This is a genomic window from Streptomyces sp. NPDC008121 (assembly GCF_042957155.1).
Classification (GTDB): domain Bacteria; phylum Actinomycetota; class Actinomycetes; order Streptomycetales; family Streptomycetaceae; genus Streptomyces.
Window position 1 is genome coordinate 378,613 of the sequence record NZ_JBIBHT010000007.1, and the last position, 22,133, is coordinate 400,745.

Here is a 22,133-nt window from a genome sequence, read left to right on the forward strand (position 1 = left end):
AGTTACTTTCGGGCTATCCGTGACTCCTTGGAAGTTTCCTTCAATCTGCACGGCCGGAAGGAGCATCAGTGCACCACCGCGCCACCTCCCGACGCACCCTCCTCACCGTCACCGCCGCGGCCGCGGCCGCCGCCGTCACCGGAGTGACGGGACCGCTCGCCCACGCCGCCCCGCCCGAGGACCACGGCACCGACCACGACCGGGGCCGCGACCACGACCGCGCTCTGCGGCGGCTCATCTCCCGCATGTCGCTGGAGGAGAAGGTCGGCCAGCTCTTCGTCATGCGGGTGTACGGCCACTCCGCCACCGCCCCCGACCAGGCCGACATCGACGCCAACCTCCAGGAGATCGGCGTGCGCACCGCCGCCGAGCTGGTCGAGAAGTACCACGTCGGCGGGATCATCTACTTCACCTGGACCCACAACACCCGCGACCCGCACCAGATCGCCGACCTCTCCAACGGCATCCAGAAGGCCGGTCTCGCCCAGCCCACCCCGCTCCCCCTGCTCATCTCCACCGACCAGGAGCACGGCATCGTCTGCCGGGTCGGCAGGCCCGCCACCCTGCTCCCCGGGGCGATGGCCCTCGGCGCCGGAGGCTCCCGTTCCGACGCCCGCGAGGCCGCCCGGATCGCGGGCGCCGAGCTGGCCGCCGTCGGGATCCGGCAGAACTACGCGCCAGTGGCCGACGTCAACGTCAACCCGGCCAACCCCGTCATCGGCGTGCGCTCCTTCGGCTCCGACCCGCAGGCCGTCTCGGGCCTGGTCGCCGCACAGGTGAAGGGGTATCAGGGGGCCGGGGTGGCGGCGACCTCCAAGCACTTCCCCGGCCACGGCGACACCGCCGTCGACAGCCACTACGGCCTGCCGACCATCAGCCACACCCGCGCGCAGTGGGCCGAGCTGGACGCCCCGCCGTTCCGCGCCGCGATCTCCGCCGGGATCGACTCGATCATGACCGCGCACATCGTGGTGCCCGCGCTCGACCCGAGCGAGGACCCGGCGACGCTCTCCCGTCCCATCCTGACCGGCATCCTGCGCGAGGAGCTCGGTTACGACGGGGTGGTGGTGACGGACTCGCTCGGCATGGAGGGGGTCCGCACCAAGTACGGCGACGCGCGCGTGCCCGTCCTCGCGCTGCAGGCCGGCGTGGACCAGCTGCTCAACCCGCCGAAGCTGGACGTCGCGTGGAACGCCGTCCTCCAGGCCGTCAAGGACGGTGAACTGACCGAGGCCCGGCTCGACGAATCGATCCTGCGGATCCTTCGCCTCAAGGCGAAGCTCGGCCTGTTCCGGCAGCCGTACGTGAGCCACGTCGGCGTCGACCGTACGGTCGGCACCCGCGCCCACCTGGCCCGCGCGGACCGGATCGCCGAGGAGACCACCACCCTCCTCCGCAACGAAGGGGGCTTCCTGCCCCTCAGCCGGCGTGTCCACGGTGACGTCCTGGTCGTCGGCGCCGATCCCGCCTCCCCGTCCGGGACGACCGGCCCCCCGACCGCCACCCTCGCCGGGGCGTTCACCGCGCTGGGCTTCTCGGCCACGGCGCTGTCCACCGGGATCACTCCCACCGCCGCGAAGATCGAGGAGGCGGTGGCCGCGGCGGCGGGCAAGGACGTGGTCGTCGTCGGCACGTACAACGTGACGGCGACCAGCACGCAACGCACGCTCGTCTCCCGGCTGGTGGCGACCGGTGTGCCCGTCGTGACGGTCGCGATCCGCAACCCGTACGACATCGCCCATCTGACCGGCCAGCGGGCGACCGTCGCCGCCTACTCCTGGACCGACGTGGAACTGCGGGCCGCGGTCCGGGTCATCGCGGGCGCGGCGCGGCCGCGCGGCCGGCTGCCCGTCCCCGTCCAGCGGGCGGACGATCCGACGCGCGTGCTGTACCCGGTCGGCCACGGCCTGTCGTACGGATAGCCGCGGACGGGTACGGGGAGACGGCCGACGGGCCGCGCCCGGGGTCCTGGACCCCGGGCGCGGCCCGTCGCCGCGTCATGACCGTGCTGCCGGGCGGGCTCAGGCCCGCACGGGCACCACGGCCGTACGGTCCACCGCCTGCCGTCGCGTCACGGGCGCAGGCCGTGCTCCCGGCTCAGCTCCTCGTCGACCGGCTTGTCGAGTCGGGCGTCGAAGCGCGCCAGCGGGCGGGCCGCCTGGGCCGCCGGGGCGTCGACTCCGGCCCAGGCGAGGATGCGGGCCGTGGCCTTGGCCCGCTCGGCCTCCACCAGTCCGTCGACGGTCGCGCCGTGGTTGGCGCCGGGGGCGGTGAGGACGTAGCTGTCCCGCGCGCCCTTGCCGAGGCGGAACGGCTCCGAGCCCCAGGGGTCGTTGCCGCCGTACACGAACATCATCCGGTGGGCGTTCTTGCGGACCCAGTCGTCGACGTCCCGCATGGCCTGCGGCTTGAACGTCATCGGGATCTCGCGCGGCACGAAGTTCCGGGCCGGCTGGTAGCCGTAGCGGGACAGGCCCTTCAGGTGCGGCTGCCGGATGCTGGGCGAGCCGAGTTCGGTGGCCGCCTGGTAGTAGTACGGGGTGTACCCCTCCAGGCTCTGGTCGGTGTAGAAGGACCAGCCGGCGTAAGCGTCGATGGTCTCGTAGATCTCGTCGTCGCTCGCCGTCGCGGCGACCGGGACGGTGTCGCAGACGTCCTCGCCGTAGTACTGCCAGAAGCCCCAGACGAAGTCGAGGACGACGGCTTCGTACGCCCGGTCGAGCGAGCCGACGGTGGTGAAGGTGGCTCCTTCGGACTCGGCCCACGCCTGGTACTTCGCCTGGAGCGGGGCGCGGCGGACGAGGGCCTCGCGCTGGAGGGCGTTGAGCCGGTCGCGGCACTCCTTCGTGCCGACGGTCGCGAAGAACCGGTCGTACGCCGAGTCCTCCTTCTCGACCACGTCGTTGGGGGCCACGTAGGCGACGACGCCGTCCATGTCGCGCGGGTAGAAGCGCTCGTAGTACGTCGCCGTCATCCCGCCCTTGGAGGCGCCGGTCGAGAGCCACTTCCGGTCGTAGATCCGCTTCAGGGCGGTGAAGATGCGGTGCTGGTCGCTCGCGGCCTGCCAGATGTCCAGCTTGGACCAGTCGGCGGGCTGGGGGCGGGACGGCGTGAAGTAGCGGTACTCCATGGAGACCTGGTTGCCGTCGATGATGCGGGTGGGCTCCCGCCGGCTCGGGGTGGTGCTCAGTCCGTAGCCGCTGGTGTGGAAGACCGTGGGGCGGCTCGTGTCCTTGTGCAGGAGGGAGAGGCGCTGCTTGAAGGTGCCCGCCCAGGGGCGCCGGTGGTCGACCGGCTGGGTGTACTCGAGGACGAAGTAGCGGTAGCCGGCGTACGGCTTCTCCTCGATCAGGCTCATCCCGGGGATGGCCAGGACGCGGTCCTTGATGTCCGCGCCGACCGGACTGTTCGCTTGGTGCGCACGGTCCGCGGTGGCGGACGTGTGTTCGGCGGCGGTTCCACCGAAGGTGCCGATGGCCGGCTCCGCGGCGGTAGCCGCGCCGGTCGCACCGACGGTGCCTATGAGCACCGTGAGCGACAGCAGCCATCCGAGCGACTTACGCATTCACCCTCCCCTTGGTTCACAACGGTGTCGCGAACCTAGCGGGGGCAACAGACGTACCGCCAGACCCTCTTGGCCCTTACCTCCGTATCAGCACAGGATCCAGCCGGTCGTTCCACTCCGGCCGTCGACGGTGCCGGACGCGCGGACGCAGCGGTTGAGGGCGTGGACGGTGACGGGCCCTGCCTGGCGGGTGAAGCGGCCGCTGCTGACGGCCGCGCGGCCGCCCCGGGGCTGGAGCGAGACCGACATCGCGCGGCGCGGTCCCGGGGTCTTGGCGACGACGAGGGCGCACACGTACTGACGGTTCTTGTAGAGGCGCAGCTCGCCGGTGGCGAAGGGGACGGTCTTCGTGGGGCGGCCGCCGCAGAGGGAGGCGGCGGACGCGGTGCCGGGGGCGGCGAGGGCGAGGGCGCCGGCGGTGAGCAGCAGCGCCATGAGGTGCGCGAGCAGCCGGCCCCGGCGGTCCCGGCCCTTCGCCGCCCCGGACGTGCGACGGGTGCGGGGCGCCGCCGCCCCGGACGTGCGACGGGTGCGGGGCGCCGCCGCCCCGGTCGTCCCGTCGAACACGCGCTGTGCTCTGTCTGTCGCCCCACGGAACATGCGCTGCCCTCCCGCCTCGGTGCCGTACATGCGTACGACGCAGCGGGCGCCCGTGCGGTTGCCTCGGCGGCCGGGCGGGGCTCAGACCCGCTCGGGCTCCTCCTCGCCGATGAAGGTCCGCCACAGCGCCGCGTACCGCCCGTCGCGCGCCAGCAGCTCGTCGTGGGTGCCGTCCTCCGCGACGCGGCCGCGGTCCATGACGATCACGCGGTCCGCGCGGGCGGCCGTGGTGAGCCGGTGGGCGACGACGAGGGTGGTGCGGCGGCCCGCGAGCCGCTCGGTGGCCTGGTTGACCTGGGCCTCGGTCGCCAGGTCGAGGGCGGCCGTCGCCTCGTCGAGCAGCAGGATGTCGGGGTCGACGAGTTCCGCGCGGGCGAGGGCGATCAGCTGGCGCTGGCCGGCGGAGAGGTTGCGGCCGCGCTCGGCGACCTCGTGGAGATAGCCGCCGTCCAGGGTCGCGATCATGTCGTGGGCGCCGACCGCGCGGGCGGCCGCCTCCACCTCGGCGTCGGTCGCGGCGGGGCGGCCGTAGGCGATGGCGTCGCGGACCGTCCCGGGGAAGAGGTACGCCTCCTGGGGCACCACCCCGAGCCGGTGGCGGTACGCGGTGAGATCGAGGTCCCGCAGGTCGGTGCCGTCGGCGGTGACCCGGCCGCCCGTCGGGTCGTAGAACCGCGCCACCAGCTTGACCAGGGTCGACTTGCCCGCGCCGGTCTCACCGACGAAGGCGACCGTCTGCCCGGCCGGGATCCGCAGGTCGATCCCGGCGAGGGCGGTCTCGTCGTCGCCGTACGCGAAGGAGACGTCCTCGAAGGCGATCTCGCCACGCAGCGCGCGGACGTCCCGGGGCTTCTCGGCGGCAGCCGTCGACGTCGGCTCCTGGAGGAGCTCCCGCATCCGCTTCAGCGAGACGGCGGCCTGCTGGTAGCCGTCGAAGACCTGCGAGAGCTGCTGGACGGGGGCGAAGAAGAGGTCGATGTAGAGGAGGTAGGCGACCAGCGCGCCGGTGGTGAGGGAGCCGGCCTCGATCCGGTTCGCGCCGACGATCATGACGGCGGCGGCGGCCACGGTGGAGAGCATCGTGACGAACGGGAAGTAGATCGAGATCAGCCACTGGCCGCGGACGCGGGCCTGGCGGTAGGAGTCGCTGCGGGCGGCGAAGCGGGCCGCTCCCGCGCGCTCGCGCCGGAACGCCTGGACGATCCGCAGCCCGGCGACGGACTCCTGGAGGTCGGCGTTGACGACGCTGATGCGGTCCCGGGCCAGTTCGTAGGCCTTCACGCTGGAGCGGCGGAAGAAGTACGTGCCGACGGCGAGGACCGGCAGGGTGGCGAAGACGACGAGGGCGAGCTGGAGGTCGAGGAAGAGCAGCGCGACCATGATGCCGAAGAAGGTCACCACGGAGACGAAGGCGGTGACGAGCCCGGTCTGCAGGAACGTGGACAGGGCGTCCACGTCGGTCGTCATCCGGGTCATGATCCGGCCGGTCAGCTCGCGCTCGTAGTAGTCGAGGCCGAGCCGCTGGAGCTGGGCGAAGAGCTTCAGGCGCAGGGCGTAGAGGACCCGTTCGCCGGTGCGGCCGGTCATCCGGATCTCGGCGGTCTGCGCGACCCACTGCACGAGGACGGTGAGCAGGGCGAGCGCGGAGGCGGCCCAGACGGCGCCGAGGGCGAGCCGGTTGACGCCGTCGTCGATGCCGTGGCGGATCAGGACGGGCAGCAGCAGGCCCATGCCGGCGTCGACGGCGACAAGGCCGAGGCTGATGAGCAGCGGGGCGCGGAAGCCGCGGAGCAGGCGGCGCAGCCCGTAGGTGGCCTCGGGGGTGACGGCCGCGGCCTCGTCGATGTCGGGGACGTCGGTGGCGGGTGGCAGCGCTTCGACGGAGGCGAGGAGTTCGGGGGTGGCCCCGGGGGCCTGGGACTCCTCGGCGGGCGTCTCCTCGCGGACCCAGAGGGTGGGGGTGATGCCGCGCTCGGCGTCGAACTCGGCATCGAGTTCGGCGCGCAGGGTGCGGTCCTCGGGCAGCTCGACCGGCGGGGTGTGGCCGGGCGAGACGCCGCCCAGCTCGTCGGGGTCGGTGAGCAGCCTGCGGTAGAGCGCGGAGCGCCGTTCCAGCTCCTCGTGGGTGCCGAGGTCGGAGAGCCGGCCGTCGTCGAGGACGGCGATCCGGTCGGCGAGACCGAGGGTGGAGCGGCGGTGGGCGATGAGGAGGGTGGTGCGGCCGGCCATCACGGAGGCGAGGGCTTCGTGGATCTCGTGCTCCACGCGCGCGTCGACGGCGGAGGTGGCGTCGTCCAGGAGGAGGAGCCGGGGGTCGGTGAGGATCGCGCGGGCGAGGGCGATCCGCTGGCGCTGGCCGCCGGAGAGGGTGAGGCCGTGCTCGCCGACGGTGGTGTCGTAGCCGTCCGGCAGCTCGGCGATGAAACGGTCCGCCTGGGCGGCCCGCGCGGCGGTCTCGATCTGCTCCTGGGTGGCGTCCGGGTGCCCGTAGGCGATGTTGGCGCGGACGGTGTCGGAGAACAGGAAGCTGTCCTCGGGGACGAGTCCGATGGCGGCGCGCAGCGAGTCCAGCGTCAGCTCGCGGACGTCGTGGCCGCCGACGAGGACGGCGCCGTGGCTCACGTCGTAGAAGCGGGGCAGCAGGAGCGAGACGGTGGACTTGCCGCTGCCGGAGGCGCCGACGACGGCGACGGTCTCGCCGGCGCGGATCTCCAGGGAGAAGCCGTCGAGGACCGGGCGGCCGTCCTCGTAGGCGAAGCGCACGTCGTCGAACTCGACGGTGGCGTCGGCGTCGGCCGGGAGCTCCTTCGTGCCGTCCTGGATGACCGGCTCGGTGTCGATCAGCTCCAGGACGCGGTCGACGCCGGCGCGGGCCTGCTGGCCGACGGTGAGGACCATGGCGAGCATGCGGACGGGGCCGACGAGGGAGGCGAGGTAGGCGGAGAAGGCGACGAAGGTGCCGAGGCTGATCTGGCCGCGGGTGGCGAGCCAGCCGCCGAGGGCGAGGACGGCGACCTGGCCGAGGGCGGGGACGGCCTGGAGGGCGGGGGTGTAGCGGGAGTTGAGCCGGATGGTGCGCATGCGGCCCGCGAAGAGCTTGCGGCCGGCGGCCCGGATCTTGCCGGTCTCCTGGTCCTCCTGGCCGAATCCCTTGACGACGCGGACGCCGGTGACGGCGCCGTCGACGACTCCCGCGACGGCGGCGGCCTGCGACTGGGCGTACCAGGTGGCGGGGTGGAGGCGGGTGCGGCTGCGCTTGGCGATGTACCAGAGGGCGGGGGCGACGGCGAGGGCGACGAGGGTGAGCGGGATCGACAGCCAGGCCATGACGACCAGGGAGATCAGGAAGAGCAGGATGTTCCCGATGGTCATCGGGAGCATGAAGAGCAGGCCCTGGATGAGCTGGAGGTCGCTGGTGGCGCGGCCGACGACCTGGCCGGTGGACAGTTCGTCCTGCCGGCGCCCGTCGAGCCGGGTGATGGTGCCGTACATCTCGGTACGGAGGTCGTGCTGGACGTCGAGGGCGAGCCGTCCGCCGTAGTAGCGGCGGATGTAGGTGAGGACATAGATGACGACGGCGGCGGCGATGAGGAGGCCGGTCCAGACGGTGAGGGACCGGGTCTTCGCCCCGATGACGTCGTCGATGATCACCTTGGTGACGAGGGGGACGAGGGCGAGGACGCCCATGCCGGCGAGCGAGGACCCGAGGGCGAGCACCACGTTGGCCTTGTACCGCCAGGCATACCCGGTGAGCCTGCGCGCCCACCCCTGCTCTTCTCGCCCCGCCGCGGCCACGTGGTGCCTCCCGTTCGTCCTGCTCTACCGGATGGCTCCAACGCGGCTGAGGTGCGATTTCATCCCGCCGTCACAAAAGTACGGTCTCCGGTCCTAGGACCGGGGACCGCGCGGGTCACAGGTGGGTGGGCTCGAACATGCGGAGGAGGGCGGGGAGGACCACGACGGAGGGGCCCGGGGTGGCGAGGGCCTTGGCCAGGTCGGCTGTCAGGGTCTCCGGGGTGGTGCGGACCGCCGGGACGCCGAAGGACTCGGCGAGGGCGACGAAGTCGGGGCGGGCCAGTTCGGTGGCGGTGGCCTCGCCGAAGGTGTCGGTCATGTACTCGCGGAGGATGCCGTAGCCGCCGTCGTCGACGATCAGCCAGGTGACGTCGGAGCCGTACTGCTTCGCCGTCGCCAGTTCGGCGATCGAGTACATGGCGCCGCCGTCGCCGGAGACGGCGAGGACCGGCCGGGTGGGGTCCGCCGCGGCCGCGCCGAGGGCGGCGGGGAAGCCGTAGCCGAGGCCGCCGGCGCCCTGGGCGGAGTGCATGGTGTTGGGGTGGCGGGCGTCGAAGGCGGACCAGGCCCAGTAGGCGAGGATCGTCATGTCCCAGAAGCTCGGGGACCTGTCGGGCAGGGCCTCGCGGACGGAGGCCACGATCCGCTGCTCCAGGCCGAGGTCCTGGGCGGCGATCCGGTCCCGCACCTTGGCCAGGACGGCCTCGACCCGCTCGGGGGCGGTCGGGTCCCGGCGCACCTCCGTCGTCTCCAGGAGGGCCTGGAGGGCGAGGCGGGCGTCGGCGTGGATGCCGAGCGCCGGGTGGTTGGACTCCAGCTTCCCGGCGTCGGCCTCGATCTGGATCACCCGGCCGCGCGGGGCGAAGGTGTGGTAGTTCGAGGACAGCTCGCCGAGGCCGGAGCCGACGACCAGGAGGACGTCGGCGTCCTCCAGGAAGTCGGTGGTGTGCCGGTCCTCCAGCCAGGACTGGAGGGAGAGCGGGTGGTGCCAGGGGAAGGCGCCCTTGCCGCCGAAGGTGGTGACGACGGGGGCGTCGAGCCGTTCGGCGAGCGCGCGGAGCTTGCCGGAGGCGTCGGAGCGTACGACTCCGCCGCCGGCGATGATCGCCGGCCGGGCCGCCCTGGACAGCAGGTCCGCCGCCACGGCCGTCAGCTCGGGGCGCGGGACGACGTCCTCGGGGGTGGCGTCCATCGCGGTGACGACGGGGATCGCGGTCTCGGCCAGGAGGACGTCCTGCGGGATCTCCACCCAGACCGGCCCGTGCGGGGCGGTGAGCGCCGACTCCCAGGCCGCCGCGATCGCCGAGGGGATCTGGGACTGCGTACGGACGGTGTGGACGGACTTCACGATGTCCCGGAAGGACGCCTGCTGGTCGCGCAGCTCGTGCAGATAGCCGTGCCGCCCGCCGCCGAGGCCGGCGGCCGGGACCTGACTCCCGATGGCGAGGACGGGCGCCGAGGCGGCGGCGGCCTCCTGGAGCGCGGCGAGCGACATGAGCGCGCCCGGGCCGGTGGAGAGCAGCAGCGGGGCCGCCTCGCCGGTCATCCGGCCGTAGGCGTCGGCGGCGAAGCCCGCGTTGTTCTCGACCCGCAGCCCGACGTAGGTGAGGGAGGAGCGGCGCAGGGCGTCGAACATGCCGAGCGCGTGCTGCCCCGGCAGCCCGAAGACGGTGGTCGCGCCCAGCCCGGAGAGGCTCTCGACGACGAGGTCGCCGCCGTTGCGCCCCGCGGGGGGGTTGAGCGCGGCCTCGCTCTGCGCGGCCGTCGGCCGGAGCACCAGGTCGTGGTCGTGGGTCATGACGTCCCCTCGGGTGTGGCTCGTTCTGCGTGTCGGATACGGGCGCGGGCGCGGGCAGGCGGCCGGCCCGGGTGCGGCGCTCGCGGCGCGGGTCCGGCCGGTGCGGCTCGGTGGAGCTCCGCCGGACCGCCCCACGGTACGGCCCGGCCCGGACGGGGCCGTACCGAGGCACCCGCCCGCCCCCGGGAGGGGGGCGGGAAGGCCGACGACCGGTGGGTTACTTCGTGCCCGTGGCGCGGCTCGCCGCGATCTGGCGGGACATGATCGTGGTCAGCTCGTACGCCGTGTGCGAGGCGGCGACCGCCGTGATCTCCGCGTGGTCGTACGCCGGGGCGACCTCCACGACATCGGCGGAGACGAGGTTGCAGGAGGACAGGCCGCGCAGGATCTCCAGGAGCTCGCGGGAGGTCATGCCGCCCGCCTCCGGGGTGCCGGTGCCCGGCGCGTGGGCCGGGTCGAGGCAGTCGATGTCGATGGAGATGTAGAGCGGACGGTCCCCGATGCGCTGGCGGAGCTGGTCGGCGACCTCGTCCGCGCCCCGGCGGTAGATGTCCGCCGACGTGACGATGCCGAAGCCCATCTTCTCGTCGTCGGTCAGGTCCTGCTTGCCGTACAGCGGGCCGCGGGTGCCGACGTGGGAGAGCGCCTCGGTGTCGAGGATGCCCTCCTCGACGGCGCGGCGGAACGGCGTGCCGTGGGTGTACTCGGCGCCGAAGTACGTGTCCCAGGTGTCGAGGTGCGCGTCGAAGTGGAGCAGGGCGACGGGGCCGTGCTTCTTGGCGACGGAGCGCAGCAGCGGCAGCGCGACCGTGTGGTCGCCGCCCAGCGTCATCATGCGGGCGCCGGTGGCGAGCAGGTCGTCGGCGGCGGCCTCGATGGTCTCGACGGCCTCGTTGATGTTGAACGGGTTGGCCGCGATGTCACCGGCGTCGGCGACCTGGGCGAGGGCGAACGGCGAGGCGTCCTGCGCCGGGTTGTACGGGCGGAGGAGGCGGGACGCCTCGCGGATCGCGTTGCCGCCGAAGCGGGCGCCGGGGCGGTAGGAGACGCCGCTGTCGAAGGGGATGCCGACCACGGCGACGTCGGCGGTGCCGACCTCGTCGAGCCGCGGCAGCCGGGCGAACGTCGCGGGGCCGGCGTACCGCGGGATGCGGGACGAGTCGGTCGGGCCGCGGAACGCGTTCTGGTCGCTGCTGCTCATGGTCGGGTCCTCCTGGGTGTGTCGGGGTCTTCCGGACGGGTCGCGTCCGGTGGCGCGGGGTCAGCCGGTGGTGGTGGCCGGTACGGTCGCGGGCTCCCGGCCCTCGGCCGCGTCGGTGTCCCGGCCCGCCAGCCGGGCGCGCCAGGCGGCCAGGACGGCGGGGTCGGTCGGGCGGGTCGCCAGGGAAACGATCACATAAGCGGCGAGCGATGCCAACAAACCATAGTAAACAGGCTCATTCGCAAGGATTCCGTAAGTCCACATCAGGCCGATCACCGAGAGGCCACCGACGGCGACCGCCGCCAGGGCGCCCTGCACCGTGCCGCGGCGCCACAGCAGCCCGCCGAGGATCGGGACGAGCAGCCCGCCGACCAGGAGGTTGTAGGCGACGGTGAGCGCCTGGACGACGTCGTTGAGGGCGATGGCGATGCAGATGACGGCGATGCCCATGATCAGGATGAAGAGCCGGTTGCCCTTCACCTCGTCGTGATCGCTCCCGCTCCCGTCGTTCCGCGCGGTGAGTCCGCGCAGACGCGACCAGATGTCGTTGTTGGCGACGGTGGCGCAGGCGATGAGCGCGCCGGAGGAGGTGGACATGACGGCGGCGAGCGCGGCGGCGAGGACGAGGCCGCGCACGCCCATGGGCAGCTCGTCCTTGACGATGGTGGCGAAGGCATCGTCGGCGCTGGGCAGCTTCGGGTAGAGGACCTTGGCCGCCGTGCCGATGACGGCGCCGGCGAGGGCGTAGACGAGACAGTACGTACCGGCGACGGTGCCGCCCCACTTCGCGACCTTGTCGCTCCTGGCGGTGAAGACGCGCTGCCAGATGTCCTGCCCGATGAGCATGCCGAAGGTGTAGATCAGCACGTACGTGAAGATCGTCTCGCCGCCGATGCCGAGCGGGGCGAAGTACTCGGTGGGCAGCTGGGCCTTCATCTCCGCGAAGCCGCCGGCCTTGATCACGGCGATCGGCAGCAGCAGGATCAGCACGCCGATGGTCTTCACCACGAACTGCACCATGTCGGTGAGGGTGATGGACCACATGCCGCCGAGCGTCGAGTACGCGACGACGATGGCGCCGCCGAGGACGATCGCGACCGTGCGGGGCAGGTCGAAGAGGACGTCGAAGATGGTCGCGTACGCGATGGTCGAGGTGACGGCCAGCATCAGCGTGTACGCCCACATGACCACACCGGAGATCACGCCCGCCCGGCCGCCGTAGCGCAGGTCGAGCATCTCGGAGACGGTGTAGACCTTCAGCCGGGCGATCCGCGCGGAGAAGAAGACGGAGAGGGCCAGCAGGCCGAGTCCGATGGTGAAGACCATCCAGGCGCCGGAGAGACCGTACTTGTAGCCGAGGCCGACGCCGCCGATGGTGGAGGCACCGCCGAGGACGATGGCGGCCATGGTGCCGGAGTACATCCACGGGCCGAGCCGGCGGCCCGCCACCAGGAACTCGCTCTTGGACTTGGCGCGGCGCATGCCCCACCAGCCCATCGCGAGCATGCCGGCCAGGTACACGACGATCACTGCGTAGTCGACGGCCATGGGGCCCTCCTTCTCACCTCGGTGGCGTGTCGTGCGGGGGAAGCCCCGAAAGGCTGACCAGGGGCGGATCGCGGGGACATCCGCCCGTACCCGCGGCCCCTGGATGGCACGACAGTAGGTGGCCGGAAAGCGACGCTGAAGTGTACGTTTCATCCATTGTTCACGCTTCGGATGTACGAAGGATCCATGGCGATGCCCGCGCAGGAACCGACCTTCACGCCCCCGGCCCAGCCGGTCCCGCTGGCCGCGCTGCTCGGCCGCCCGGACCTCGGGCTGCGGCTGCTCGCCGGAGCGGCCACCGGCCCCGAGGACGTCCACGTCCATTGGGTCCACACCTCGGAGATGGCCGACCCGTACCCCTATCTCCTCGGCGGTGAGCTGCTGATGACGGCGGGGGTGCAGCTCACCGACCCGGAGCGGTACGTCGAGCGGGTGGTGGAGGCGGGCGCGGCGGCGCTCGGGTTCGGCGTCACGCCGGTGTACGACACGGTCCCGGCGGCCCTGGTGGCGGCATGCGACCGGGCCGGTCTGCCGCTGGTCGAGGTGCCGCCGGACACGCCGTTCACGGCGGTGGCGCGGGCGGTGTGGCGGCTGATGGCGGAGGCCCGGCACCGGGAGCTGCGCCGGGTGACGGAGGCGCAGCAGTCGCTGGCGACGGCGGCGGCCCGGCCCGCGCCGGTCCCGGCGGTGCTCGGCGCGCTGGCGTCCCGGCTGGGCGGGCGGGCGGTGCTGTTCGCGGCGGACGGCACGGAGTACGCGACGGCGGGGCGGCCGGTCCCGCCGGAGGCGGCGGGGGCGCTGCGGGAGCTGGCGGGGGTGGTCGGCCCGCGCCCGGGCGGCCCGGCGTCGGCGAGCGGCGACGGGGGCGGGCTGCGGCTCGCCGCGTACGCGCTGGGCGGCGGGGAGGGGCTGACGCTGGGGGTGGCGGCCGAGCGGAGGGAGACGGCCGACCACACGATCGCCGGGGTGGCGGTGGTCCTGCTGTCCCTGCTGACCGCCCCGCACCGGGGCGCCGACGCCTCCGTCCGCGACGCGGCCCTGGTCCGCCTGCTGCTCGGCGCGCCCCCGGCGGAGGCGGCGGCGCCGCTGGGCCCCGGGCCGTGGTCGGTGGTGCACGCCCGCGGCGGCGACGGCACGCCGTTCGCGGCGGGGGCCTTGGCGGCGGCCCTGGGGACGGCGCTGGTGGCGGGGGACGAGAGCCCCGCCGACGAGGGCGCGGAGCCGGGCGAGGCCCGGGGGCCGGGGCCCGCGGGCTCCCGGCCCCGGGGGGTCGTGCGGTTGCTGGTGCCGGCCTCGGCCGGTGCCCGGGCGCAGGACGGGTGGGTGCTCGGGGTCAGCGCCCCCGTCGCGGCGGAGGAGCTGGCCGTCGGGGACGCGCAGGCCGCGCGGGCGCTGGCCAGGGCGGAGGCCCTGCGGGTGGGGCTCGTGCGGCACCGGGTGGCCGGGATCGGGGGGCTGGTGGACGGGGACGAGGCGGACGCGTACGCCCGGTCCCTCCTCGCCCCCCTCACCCCGCCGCTCGTCGGGACCCTGCGGGCCTGGCTCTCCCTGCACGGCAACTGGGACCGGACGGCGGTGGCGCTGGACATCCACCGCAACACCGTCCGCCAGCGCGTCGCCCGCTGCGCCGCGCTCCTGGGCCGGGACCTGGACGACGCCGACGTGCGCATGGAGCTGTGGTTCGCGCTGGGCCGCCTCCCGGACTGACTCCGGCCCCGCCCCGGGATCAGTAGAGCTTGTTGACGGCGGTCTTCGTCGTCGTGCGGAAGGCGGTCAGCGGGGCGTCCTGGAGGTCGCCCATCTGACCCCAGCGGACGAGGGTGACGGTGCGGCCGTCGCGGCCGACCGAGAAGAGGTGGATGTCGGTGCTGCCGACCTGCGGGTCGGCGGTGTCCAGGCTGTAGACCCAGGCGCCCTCCTCGACGGCGAGCTTGCCGTGGTACGCGCTGACGGCGTCCAGGCCCGGGTTCTGCCGCTCCAGCAGGGGCCCGCAGCCGGCGAGGGCCTTGCGGAGGGTGTCGACCAGCTTCACGGCGTCGGCCTCGGTGCGGGCGACGGTGGTGACCTGGACGCCGTTGGTGTCGAGTTCGGTGCTGAACTCGCGGTAGCGGGTGTTCTGCGCCGGGATCTTGTACGGGGCGCAGAGGACGCCGCCGTTCTCCGGAACGCCGGTGAAGACCTGGGTGGCGGTCCACGGCGTCGACGACGGCGGCATCTGGGAGGCGGCGAGGAAGGCGGGCTGGGCAGCGGCCTGCGCCGGGGCCGTGGCGAGGGCCGCGAGGCCCAGGGCGGCAGCGGCGGCGGTGGCGAGTGCGGTACGGAGCTTGTTCATGCTGGTGGATCCCCCGTCGGGTCGTTCGGTCAGTGCTCCACCAGCGTCGGGCCGGCGCCCGCCGTCTGCAACGGTGACGCACCCTCCACCCGTCCCGGAACCATCCCACCCCCGCTGACGTGCAAGGACATGAAGCATGGGACGCAGGGTCGAGGGGGATGGAATGCCGAAGGACGCCGCCGTCGAGGAGTTCGCGCGGTTCGTGCGCGCGCTGAAGGCGCGGGACGGGCGCAGTTACGAGGCGCTGGGCCGGCGCCTGAGCGTCAGCGCGTCCACCCTCCACCGCTACTGCTCGGGCGCGACCGTCCCGGAGGAGTTCGCCGTGGTCGACCGCCTCGCCCTGCTGTGCGGGGCGGACGAGGAGGAGCGGCGGGCCCTGGAGGCGGCCTGGAGCCGCGCGGACCGCACCCGCCGCCCTCCGGCGCCGGAGCCCGCGGCAGAACCCCAGCCCGGCCCGGAACCGAAGCCTGCGCCCGCACCCGGCCCGGAAACGAAGACGCCCGAGCCCGACCCGGCCCCCGCGTCCGAGCCTGCGTCCGAGCTGGAACCCGTGCACGCGCGCGTGCCGGGCGGTCTCCCGTCCGAGCGGCGGAGGCGCCGGTGGGGGTGGCTGGGCCTGGTCGGCGGGACGCTGGCGGTCGTGGGGACGGTGACGCTCGGAGCCGTACTCCTGCCCGGGAAGGCCCGGGAGCGGGCCGCCGAACCACCGGCGCCGCTGACGTGGACGGTCGCCTCGCACCTGTGGAAGAACGGGTGCGGGCACACCTACCTCGTGGAGCGGACGCCCCCTCCCCCGCCGCAGGCGGCCGACGCGCGCAGCTGGGCGGCGGCGCAGGGGGCCGTGGACGGCGGCCAGACGCTGGTGCGGGTGTCGGTGCAGGGGAAGAGCGCGGCGGCGGTGGTGCTCCAGGCGCTGCACGTGCGGGTGGTGGAGCGGGGCGCGCCGCTGCCGTGGGCGGCGTACCGGACGGACGACGGGTGCGGCGGGGCGGTGACGCCGCGCCGTTTCGAGGTGGACCTGGACCGGCCGCGGCCGGTGGCGCGGGCGCTGGACGGGTACGACGCCTCCGGGGAGGAGGGCCGGACGCTCCCGGCGGTCTCCTTCCCGTACGCGGTCAGCGCCGCCGAGCCGGAGGAGCTGCTGGTCTCGGCGGGGACGTCGGGGTGCGACTGCCGCTGGTACCTGGAGCTGGAGTGGAGCTCGGAGGGGCGCCGGGGCACGGTCCGGATCGGGGACGAGGACGGCGGGCCCTTCCGGACGAGCGGGGCGAAGGGGCGGCCCGTGCACGGATACGACTCCGTCGGTCTGCGCTGGGTCCCCGGCGAGGCGTCCGGGGCGTGAGCGGACGTGATCTGGGCAACCCTGGCGCCTCAGATCTGGACAGCGGCGCGAACCCACCGGTAACTTGACTGAGCAAGCGCTTAGGCATACTGCGTCTGGCACCCAGGCACCCAGGACTCCGAAGGAGGCGGCTCGTGCGCCGTACCGTATTCAACGAGGACCACGAGGCGTTCCGGGACACCATCCGCGCCTTCATCGAGGCCGAGGTCGTCCCCGTCTACGACGAGTGGTTCGCCGCGGGCCAGGCGCCGCGCGACTTCTACTACAAGCTCGGCGAGCTGGGCGTCTTCGGCATCAACGTCCCCGAGGAGTTCGGCGGCGCGGGCCTGGACACGCACAAGTTCGAGGCCGTCCTCTACGAGGAGACCTCCCGCGCGGGCGTGAACTTCGGCGGCTCCGGCGTGCACGTGCTGCTCGCCCTGCCGTACATCAAGATGCTCGCCACCGACGAGCAGAAGAAGCGCTACCTCCCGAAGTTCGTCTCCGGCGAGGAGATGTGGGCCCTGGCGATGACCGAGCCGGGCACCGGCTCCGACGTCGCGGGCATGAAGACCACCGCCAAGCTCTCCGAGGACGGCACGCACTACGTCCTCAACGGCGCCAAGACCTTCATCACCGGCGGCGTGCACGCCGACCGCGTCATCGTCTGCGCCCGTACCGCCGCGCCCACCGCCGAGGACCGCCGCTCCGGCATCTCCCTCTTCGCGGTGGACACGAAGTCCGCGGGCTACTCCATCGGCCGCAAGCTGGACAAGCTCGGCCTGCGCACCTCCGACACCGCCGAGCTGGCGTTCGTCGACGTGAAGGTGCCCATCGAGGACCTGCTCGGCGAGGAGAACAAGGGCTTCTACTACCTCGGCCACAACCTCGCCTCGGAGCGCTGGGGCATCGCCTTCGGCGCCTACGCGCAGGCCAGGGCCGCCGTCCGCTTCGCGCAGCAGTACGTGCAGGAGCGCACCGTCTTCGGCAAGCCGGTCGCCCACTTCCAGAACACCAAGTTCGAGCTGGCCGCCTGCCAGGCCGAGGTCGACGCCGCCGAGGCCGTCGCCGACCGCGCCCTGGAGGCCCTGGACGCGGGCGAGCTGACCCCGGCCGAGGCCGCGAGCGCCAAGCTGTTCTGCACCGAGGTCGCCCACCGCGTCATCGACCGCTGCCTCCAGCTGCACGGCGGCTACGGCTACATGAACGAGTACCCGATCGCCCGCCTGTACGCCGACAACCGCGTGAACCGCATCTACGGCGGCACCAGCGAGATCATGAAGACGATCATCGCCAAGTCGATGGGCCTGTAAGTGCCCGAAGCGCTCGACTCCCTGCTCGATCTGCTCGACCTGGAGCAGATCGAGCAGAACTTCTTCCGGGGGCAGTCCCGTTCGGCCGTCGTCCCTCGCGTCTTCGGCGGCCAGGTGGCCGCCCAGGCGCTGGTGGCGGCCGGCCGGACCGTCCCCGAGGACCGGCTCGCCCACTCCCTGCACGCGTACTTCCTGCGCGCCGGGGACCCGGGTGCGCCGATCGTCTACACCGTCGACCGGATTCGGGACGGCCGCTCCTTCACCACCCGCCGGGTCGTCGCCGTGCAGCACGGGCAGCCGATCTTCCACCTCTCCGCGTCCTTCCAGACGTACGAGGAGGGGCTGGAGCACCAGTACGACATGCCGGCCGCGCCGGACCCGGAGTCGCTGCCGACGGCGGCCGAGATGCTGCCCCGGCACCTTCCGGCGGACGTGGCCGCGCGCCTGGTCGAGGCGCGGGCGGCGGTGGACCTGCGCTACGCCGACACCCCGCCGTGGGGTTCCGTCGGGGAGCCCCGCGAGCCGCGTTCCCAGGTGTGGTTCCGTACGAACGGCAAGCTGGCCGACGATCCGCTGCTGCACGTCTGCCTGGCGACGTATGTCTCCGACATGACGCTGCTGGACTCGGTGCTGCTCGCCCACGGGCGCGGCGGCTGGGCCGTCGGGGACGTCGTCGGGGCGTCGCTGGACCACGCGATGTGGTTCCACCGGCCGTTCCGGGCCGACGAGTGGCTGCTCTACGACCAGGAGTCGCCGTCCGCCTCGGGCGGCCGGGGCCTGGGCCAGGCGCGGATCTACACGCGGGACGGGCGGCTGGCGATCTCCGTCATCCAGGAGGGTGTCGTTCGCGTTCCGCGCTGATGATCGGACATACCGTCCGGAGCATGGCGCAGAACGGCGAGAGCACGTCCACGGTGATCGTGGCGGCGGCGGCGAACCTCGGGATCGCCGCCGCCAAGGCCGTCGCGGGCCTGATCAGCGGATCGAGCGCGATGCTCTCCGAGGCGGCCCACTCGGTCGCCGACACGGTCACCGAGGTCATGCTGCTCACCGCGCTCAAGCGGAGCGCGAAACCGGCCGACGAGGACCATCCGCTCGGATACGCGAACGAGCGCTACGTCTGGGCGCTGCTCGCCGCCGTCGCCACCTTCGTCGGCGGCGCGGTCTTCTCCGTCTACGACGGCATCCACACCCTGACCCATGGCGAGGAGCCGGGCGATCCGCTCGTCTCGTACGTCGTGCTCGCGGTCGCCTTCGTCCTGGAGGGCTTCTCGCTGCGGACGGGCCTGCGGCAGGTCAGGGGCGAGGCCGAGCGGGTGAAGGCGCCGTTCGGGCGCTATCTGCGGCTGACCCCCGACACCACCGTCAAGGCGGTCGTCCTGGAGGACTCGGCCGCCCTGGCGGGCCTGATGCTGGCGGCCGGCGGCCTGCTGGGCGGTCAGATCACCGGCTCGGGGATGTGGGACGGTGTCGCCTCGATCCTGATCGGCGCGCTGCTGGTGTACGTGGCGTGGGTGCTGGGCCGCTCCAACGCGGAGCTGCTGATCGGCCGGCCGGTGCCGCGCGCGATGCGGGCGCTGGTCGTGGAGGAGCTGCTCTCCGTGCCGCACATCGTCGGCGTCCTGGAGCTGACGACGCTCATCCAGGGCCCGGAGGAGGTCATGATCGCGGCCAAGATCGACTTTCGGGACGTGTCCTCGGCGGCCCAGGTCGAATGGGCCTGCGAGGAGGCCGAACAGCAGCTGCGCGAACGCTTCCCCGCGATCCGCCGGGTCTATCTGGACCCGACCCCCGGAGCCGGCCGCCGTCCGGCCGAAGGGCCGGCCGGCCCGACGGGGACGTGAACGTGCCGGGGCGGGGGCGGGTCTGCGGCGGCCGGGACGCGGGCCCGTCCGCGGGCGGACCCCTCAGACCGTCAGGCCCGCCGCGTCCAGGAGGTAGGCCGTCAGGGGCTCGTAGGAGCGGGGGTCGATGACGTGGTCGTCGAGCGGGATGGCGACCTGCATGGTGCCCTCGGCCTCGCCGATGAAGAGGGCGGGGTCGTTGCAGTCCGCGTAGCCGACGGAGTCGATGCCCCGCTGGCCGGCGCGGCCGGCCCAGCCGTGGTCGGCGACCACGAGGTCGGGCCGCGGCTCGCCCTCGCGCTCCAGGCCGTCGAGGATCGCGTTCATCGGCTCGGGCGAGTGGGTGTGCCAGAGGGTCGCGCCCCGCTCGAAGACGGCGACGTCGGCGAACTGCACGACGTACCCCTCGTCGGCGGTGAGCCCGCCGGGGATCCGCACGATGTCGCAGCCCGCCGCCCGCAGCGCGGCGGCGACCCGGCTGTGGGCGTCGATCAGCGCGCCGGGGTGGCCGGTCGCGAACAGCACCCGCTGCTTGCCGGCGGCGGCCTTGCGCAGCCGGGCGGCCATCCGGTCGAGTCCGTCGACGGTCAGCTCGGGGTCGATGGTGTCCTGCCCGCTCCGGTGCGCGGGGTCGTCGTTCACGCCGCACCGCTCGGCCATCACGGCGAGCACGTCCTGCTCGTCCGTCCACCGGTCGCCCAGCTCCAGGCCCAGCCAGTAGTGGCGGTCGCCGTTGGCGAGCTTGCGGTAGTGGGAGAGGTTGTTGTCACGCGGGGTGGCGACGTCCCCCGCGATCCGGGTCCGGACGAGGTGCTCGACGAGGGCGGGGCGGCTGAGTATCGGCATGGTGCCCATTCTGCCGTCCGCCACGGCCCGTGGCCGCCCCGTTTCGTCCCGTGGACCTCAGCGCCGGGTCCGGTCGCCGCCGTGGGGGCGTCCGGCGAGGGTCACCGCGCGCAGCAGCCACTCCACCGGGCCGAGCCGGAAGCGGCGCATCAGCCACCCGCTGAGGAGCAGCTGTCCCGCGTAGAGCGCCAGAGCTCCGGCGAGGACGGCGACGGCGTCGACGCGGCCGTACAGCGCGAGTCCGTAGCCGGTGAAGACGAGCGCCATCACCAGGGACTGTGTCAGGTAGCCGGTGAGCGCCATCCGGCCGGCGGGGGCCAGCAGCCGGCGGGTGGCGGCGCCGCGCGGCGTCCGCATCCACAGCAGCAGGGCGCTGCCGTACGCGGCGGTGAGCGCCGGGGCGGTGACCATGCCGGCGACGAAGGCGAGGGTCCCCCAGCGGGCCGGGAGGACGCCGGTGGCGCCCGCCGCCATGAGGAGGGAGCCGGGCAGGCCGCAGAGCAGTCCGTACGTACGGATCCGCCGCAGCCGGTCCGTGCCGAGGGCGTCACCGGCCAGCAGCCGCCGCTTGCCGGCCGCCGCGCCCGCCAGGAAGGCGGCGGTGACCAGGCCGCCGGCGAAGAGGAGGGCGCCGACGACGTCGGGCCAGGCGGCGAGGTGGGTGGCGATGATGTCGGCCGGGCCGCCGCGGTAGCCGGCCGTCAGCCGGGCGGTCTCCTCGGCCTGGTCGGTCTCCGTGCCGCCGTCCGGGACGAGCGTCACCAGGGCGGCGAAGGCGAGCAGCAGCGCGGAGGTCACCGTCTGGACCCAGCGGGCGGCCGTCCACAGCCGGCCGGGGGACGCGCCTCGGGCCGCGAGGAGGATCAGGCCGAGGAGGGCGTACATGGTCAGGATGTCGCCGGTGTAGAGCAGCGCGATGTGCAGCAGGCCGAGGACGAAGAGGCCGAGGAGGCGGCGCAGCATGCGCGGGACGAAGCGCGCGCCGGCTCGCTCGGCCGACTCCTGCTGGAGGACGAAGCTGTAGCCGAAGAGGAACGAGAAGAGCAGATAGAACTTGGTCTCCACGAACGCGGTGACCAAGCCTTTGGCCACGAGGCCGGGCGTGTCGTCGGGGAGGGCGGGGACGCCCGCCATGACGAGGGCGTTGACCAGGAGGATCCCGCCGAGCGCGAAGCCGCGCAGGGCGTCCACCTCCTGGATGCGCCGCCCGCTGTCCGCCGGGCGGACGCCGGCCTCCGTCGCGTCCTGTGCCATGGCCGTGCCCCCGTGCTCGGTCGTCTGCCGGACGGCGCCCGAGGGCCCGTCGTCTCCGGGAAGTCTGCCGGACGGCCCGCGGGTCCGACGGACCGCGGGGCGCCGACGCGGCTAGCGGGCGGCGGCCAGGGCGCCGAAGGCGCCGTGGGCCAGGCGCCGCAGCAGCTCCTCCATCGCCGTGCGCCCCAGCGCGGCGAGGTAGGGCGTGGAGTTCAGGAGGCCGAAGACCGCGTGCACGGCCGCGCGCGCCTCGCTCTCGGTGGCGGTCGGGTACAGCTCCCGTACGACCGCCACCCACAGCTCCACGTACTGCCGCTGGAGCTGGCGCACCCGCTTGCGGTCCTCGTCCTTGAGCCGGTCGAGTTCGCGGTCGTGGAGGGTGATCAGGGGCCGGTCGTCGAGGGCGAAGTCGATGTGTCCGTCGATGAGCGAGCCGAGGAGCGCCCGCGGGTCGCCGGCCGCCTCGCCGACCCGGAGCCGGCCGCCGTCGAGGAGCCGCTCGCTGATGCCGACGAGCAGCTCGGCCAGCATGGCGTCCTTGCCGGGGAAGTGGCGGTAGAGCCCGGGGCCGCTGATGCCGACGGCCGCTCCTATCTCGTCCACGCCCACGCCGTGGAAGCCGCGCTCGGCGAAGAGGCGGGCGGCCTCCTTGAGGATCTGCTCGCGTCGCGTCGGGGCGTCGGTCCTGGCGGTCGTGGTCATGGGACCGATTCTAG

16 protein-coding genes are annotated in these 22,133 nt (G+C 73.5%); 6 read left to right on the plus strand and 10 right to left on the minus strand.

The window, feature by feature from the left end:
- Nucleotides 1-68 precede the first annotated feature (68 nt).
- Nucleotides 69-1,922, plus strand: a complete 1,854-nt coding sequence (locus ACFZBD_RS24320; RefSeq protein WP_391142972.1) for a glycoside hydrolase family 3 N-terminal domain-containing protein — start codon at nucleotides 69-71, stop codon at nucleotides 1,920-1,922.
- A gap of 149 nt (nucleotides 1,923-2,071) precedes the next feature.
- Here the strand turns inward: ACFZBD_RS24320 and ACFZBD_RS24325 are convergent, their stop codons facing one another.
- From ACFZBD_RS24325 to ACFZBD_RS24350, 6 genes are all read right to left on the minus strand, one after another.
- Nucleotides 2,072-3,565, minus strand: coding sequence for an aminopeptidase (locus tag ACFZBD_RS24325; RefSeq protein ID WP_391142975.1), 1,494 nt, complete (start codon nucleotides 3,563-3,565; stop codon nucleotides 2,072-2,074).
- 87 nt (nucleotides 3,566-3,652) lie between these two features.
- Complete coding sequence (locus ACFZBD_RS24330; RefSeq protein ID WP_391142977.1) at nucleotides 3,653-4,132, minus strand: hypothetical protein; 480 nt, start codon at nucleotides 4,130-4,132, stop codon at nucleotides 3,653-3,655.
- Between the two features lie 114 nt (nucleotides 4,133-4,246).
- Entirely contained in the window at nucleotides 4,247-7,960 is a 3,714-nt protein-coding gene (locus ACFZBD_RS24335) for an ABC transporter transmembrane domain-containing protein (protein ID WP_391142980.1), read from the minus strand.
- Nucleotides 7,961-8,075: 115 nt separating this feature from the next.
- Entirely contained in the window at nucleotides 8,076-9,758 is a 1,683-nt protein-coding gene (locus tag ACFZBD_RS24340) for a thiamine pyrophosphate-dependent enzyme (RefSeq protein WP_391142983.1), read from the minus strand.
- Between the two features lie 217 nt (nucleotides 9,759-9,975).
- Complete coding sequence (gene speB, locus ACFZBD_RS24345; RefSeq protein WP_391142985.1) at nucleotides 9,976-10,959, minus strand: agmatinase; 984 nt, start codon at nucleotides 10,957-10,959, stop codon at nucleotides 9,976-9,978.
- A gap of 60 nt (nucleotides 10,960-11,019) precedes the next feature.
- Nucleotides 11,020-12,507, minus strand: coding sequence for a sodium:solute symporter (locus ACFZBD_RS24350; protein ID WP_391142988.1), 1,488 nt, complete (start codon nucleotides 12,505-12,507; stop codon nucleotides 11,020-11,022).
- Nucleotides 12,508-12,699: 192 nt separating this feature from the next.
- Here ACFZBD_RS24350 and ACFZBD_RS24355 point away from each other — a divergent pair, with 192 nt between their 5' ends.
- The gene (locus ACFZBD_RS24355) at nucleotides 12,700-14,214 is read left to right on the plus strand and encodes a PucR family transcriptional regulator ligand-binding domain-containing protein (protein ID WP_391143357.1); all 1,515 of its coding nucleotides are present in this window, start codon (nucleotides 12,700-12,702) and stop codon (nucleotides 14,212-14,214) included.
- 19 nt (nucleotides 14,215-14,233) lie between these two features.
- Here ACFZBD_RS24355 and ACFZBD_RS24360 read toward each other — a convergent pair whose 3' ends face one another.
- On the minus strand, nucleotides 14,234-14,839 hold the full coding sequence (locus ACFZBD_RS24360; RefSeq protein ID WP_391142991.1) for a hypothetical protein: 606 nt from the start codon (nucleotides 14,837-14,839) through the stop codon (nucleotides 14,234-14,236).
- Nucleotides 14,840-15,002: 163 nt separating this feature from the next.
- Between ACFZBD_RS24360 and ACFZBD_RS24365 the strand changes: the two genes are divergently transcribed.
- The 4 genes from ACFZBD_RS24365 (at nucleotide 15,003) to ACFZBD_RS24380 (ending at nucleotide 19,317) form a co-directional block, all read left to right on the plus strand.
- Nucleotides 15,003-16,181, plus strand: a complete 1,179-nt coding sequence (locus tag ACFZBD_RS24365) for a helix-turn-helix domain-containing protein (RefSeq protein ID WP_391142993.1) — start codon at nucleotides 15,003-15,005, stop codon at nucleotides 16,179-16,181.
- 134 nt (nucleotides 16,182-16,315) lie between these two features.
- Complete coding sequence (locus ACFZBD_RS24370) at nucleotides 16,316-17,473, plus strand: acyl-CoA dehydrogenase family protein (RefSeq protein ID WP_391142997.1); 1,158 nt, start codon at nucleotides 16,316-16,318, stop codon at nucleotides 17,471-17,473.
- Nucleotides 17,474-18,334 carry an acyl-CoA thioesterase II gene (gene tesB / locus ACFZBD_RS24375; RefSeq protein ID WP_391142999.1) on the plus strand — a complete coding sequence of 287 codons (861 nt, stop codon included), beginning with the start codon at nucleotides 17,474-17,476 and terminating at the stop codon, nucleotides 18,332-18,334.
- A gap of 23 nt (nucleotides 18,335-18,357) precedes the next feature.
- Nucleotides 18,358-19,317: a cation diffusion facilitator family transporter gene (locus tag ACFZBD_RS24380; protein ID WP_391143002.1), complete on the plus strand. Its 960-nt coding sequence runs from the start codon at nucleotides 18,358-18,360 to the stop codon at nucleotides 19,315-19,317.
- A gap of 63 nt (nucleotides 19,318-19,380) precedes the next feature.
- Here ACFZBD_RS24380 and ACFZBD_RS24385 read toward each other — a convergent pair whose 3' ends face one another.
- The 3 genes from ACFZBD_RS24385 to ACFZBD_RS24395 all read right to left on the minus strand — a co-directional run bounded on the left by ACFZBD_RS24385 (nucleotide 19,381) and on the right by ACFZBD_RS24395 (nucleotide 22,119).
- A complete protein-coding gene (locus ACFZBD_RS24385) occupies nucleotides 19,381-20,163 on the minus strand; it encodes a phosphatase (RefSeq protein WP_391143004.1) in 783 nt (260 codons plus the stop codon).
- Nucleotides 20,164-20,220: 57 nt separating this feature from the next.
- On the minus strand, nucleotides 20,221-21,417 hold the full coding sequence (locus ACFZBD_RS24390) for a DUF418 domain-containing protein (RefSeq protein ID WP_391143007.1): 1,197 nt from the start codon (nucleotides 21,415-21,417) through the stop codon (nucleotides 20,221-20,223).
- 111 nt (nucleotides 21,418-21,528) lie between these two features.
- Nucleotides 21,529-22,119: a TetR family transcriptional regulator gene (locus ACFZBD_RS24395; protein ID WP_391143010.1), complete on the minus strand. Its 591-nt coding sequence runs from the start codon at nucleotides 22,117-22,119 to the stop codon at nucleotides 21,529-21,531.
- Between the last annotated feature and the right edge of the window lie 14 nt (nucleotides 22,120-22,133).

What these genes read in the sequence shown, in the direction of transcription:
- speB (WP_391142985.1), bottom strand. Translation starts at nt 10,959, where the DNA reads ATGAGCAGCAGCGACCAGAACGCGTTCCGCGGCCCGACCGACTCGTCC.
- ACFZBD_RS24380 (WP_391143002.1), top strand. Translation starts at nt 18,358, where the DNA reads ATGGCGCAGAACGGCGAGAGCACGTCCACGGTGATCGTGGCGGCGGCG.
- ACFZBD_RS24395 (WP_391143010.1), bottom strand. Translation starts at nt 22,119, where the DNA reads ATGACCACGACCGCCAGGACCGACGCCCCGACGCGACGCGAGCAGATC.
- ACFZBD_RS24325 (WP_391142975.1), bottom strand. Translation starts at nt 3,565, where the DNA reads ATGCGTAAGTCGCTCGGATGGCTGCTGTCGCTCACGGTGCTCATAGGC.
- ACFZBD_RS24385 (WP_391143004.1), bottom strand. Translation starts at nt 20,163, where the DNA reads ATGCCGATACTCAGCCGCCCCGCCCTCGTCGAGCACCTCGTCCGGACC.
- ACFZBD_RS24365 (WP_391142993.1), top strand. Translation starts at nt 15,003, where the DNA reads ATGCCGAAGGACGCCGCCGTCGAGGAGTTCGCGCGGTTCGTGCGCGCG.
- ACFZBD_RS24390 (WP_391143007.1), bottom strand. Translation starts at nt 21,417, where the DNA reads ATGGCACAGGACGCGACGGAGGCCGGCGTCCGCCCGGCGGACAGCGGG.
- ACFZBD_RS24350 (WP_391142988.1), bottom strand. Translation starts at nt 12,507, where the DNA reads ATGGCCGTCGACTACGCAGTGATCGTCGTGTACCTGGCCGGCATGCTC.
- ACFZBD_RS24360 (WP_391142991.1), bottom strand. Translation starts at nt 14,839, where the DNA reads ATGAACAAGCTCCGTACCGCACTCGCCACCGCCGCCGCTGCCGCCCTG.
- ACFZBD_RS24340 (WP_391142983.1), bottom strand. Translation starts at nt 9,758, where the DNA reads ATGACCCACGACCACGACCTGGTGCTCCGGCCGACGGCCGCGCAGAGC.
- ACFZBD_RS24355 (WP_391143357.1), top strand. Translation starts at nt 12,700, where the DNA reads ATGCCCGCGCAGGAACCGACCTTCACGCCCCCGGCCCAGCCGGTCCCG.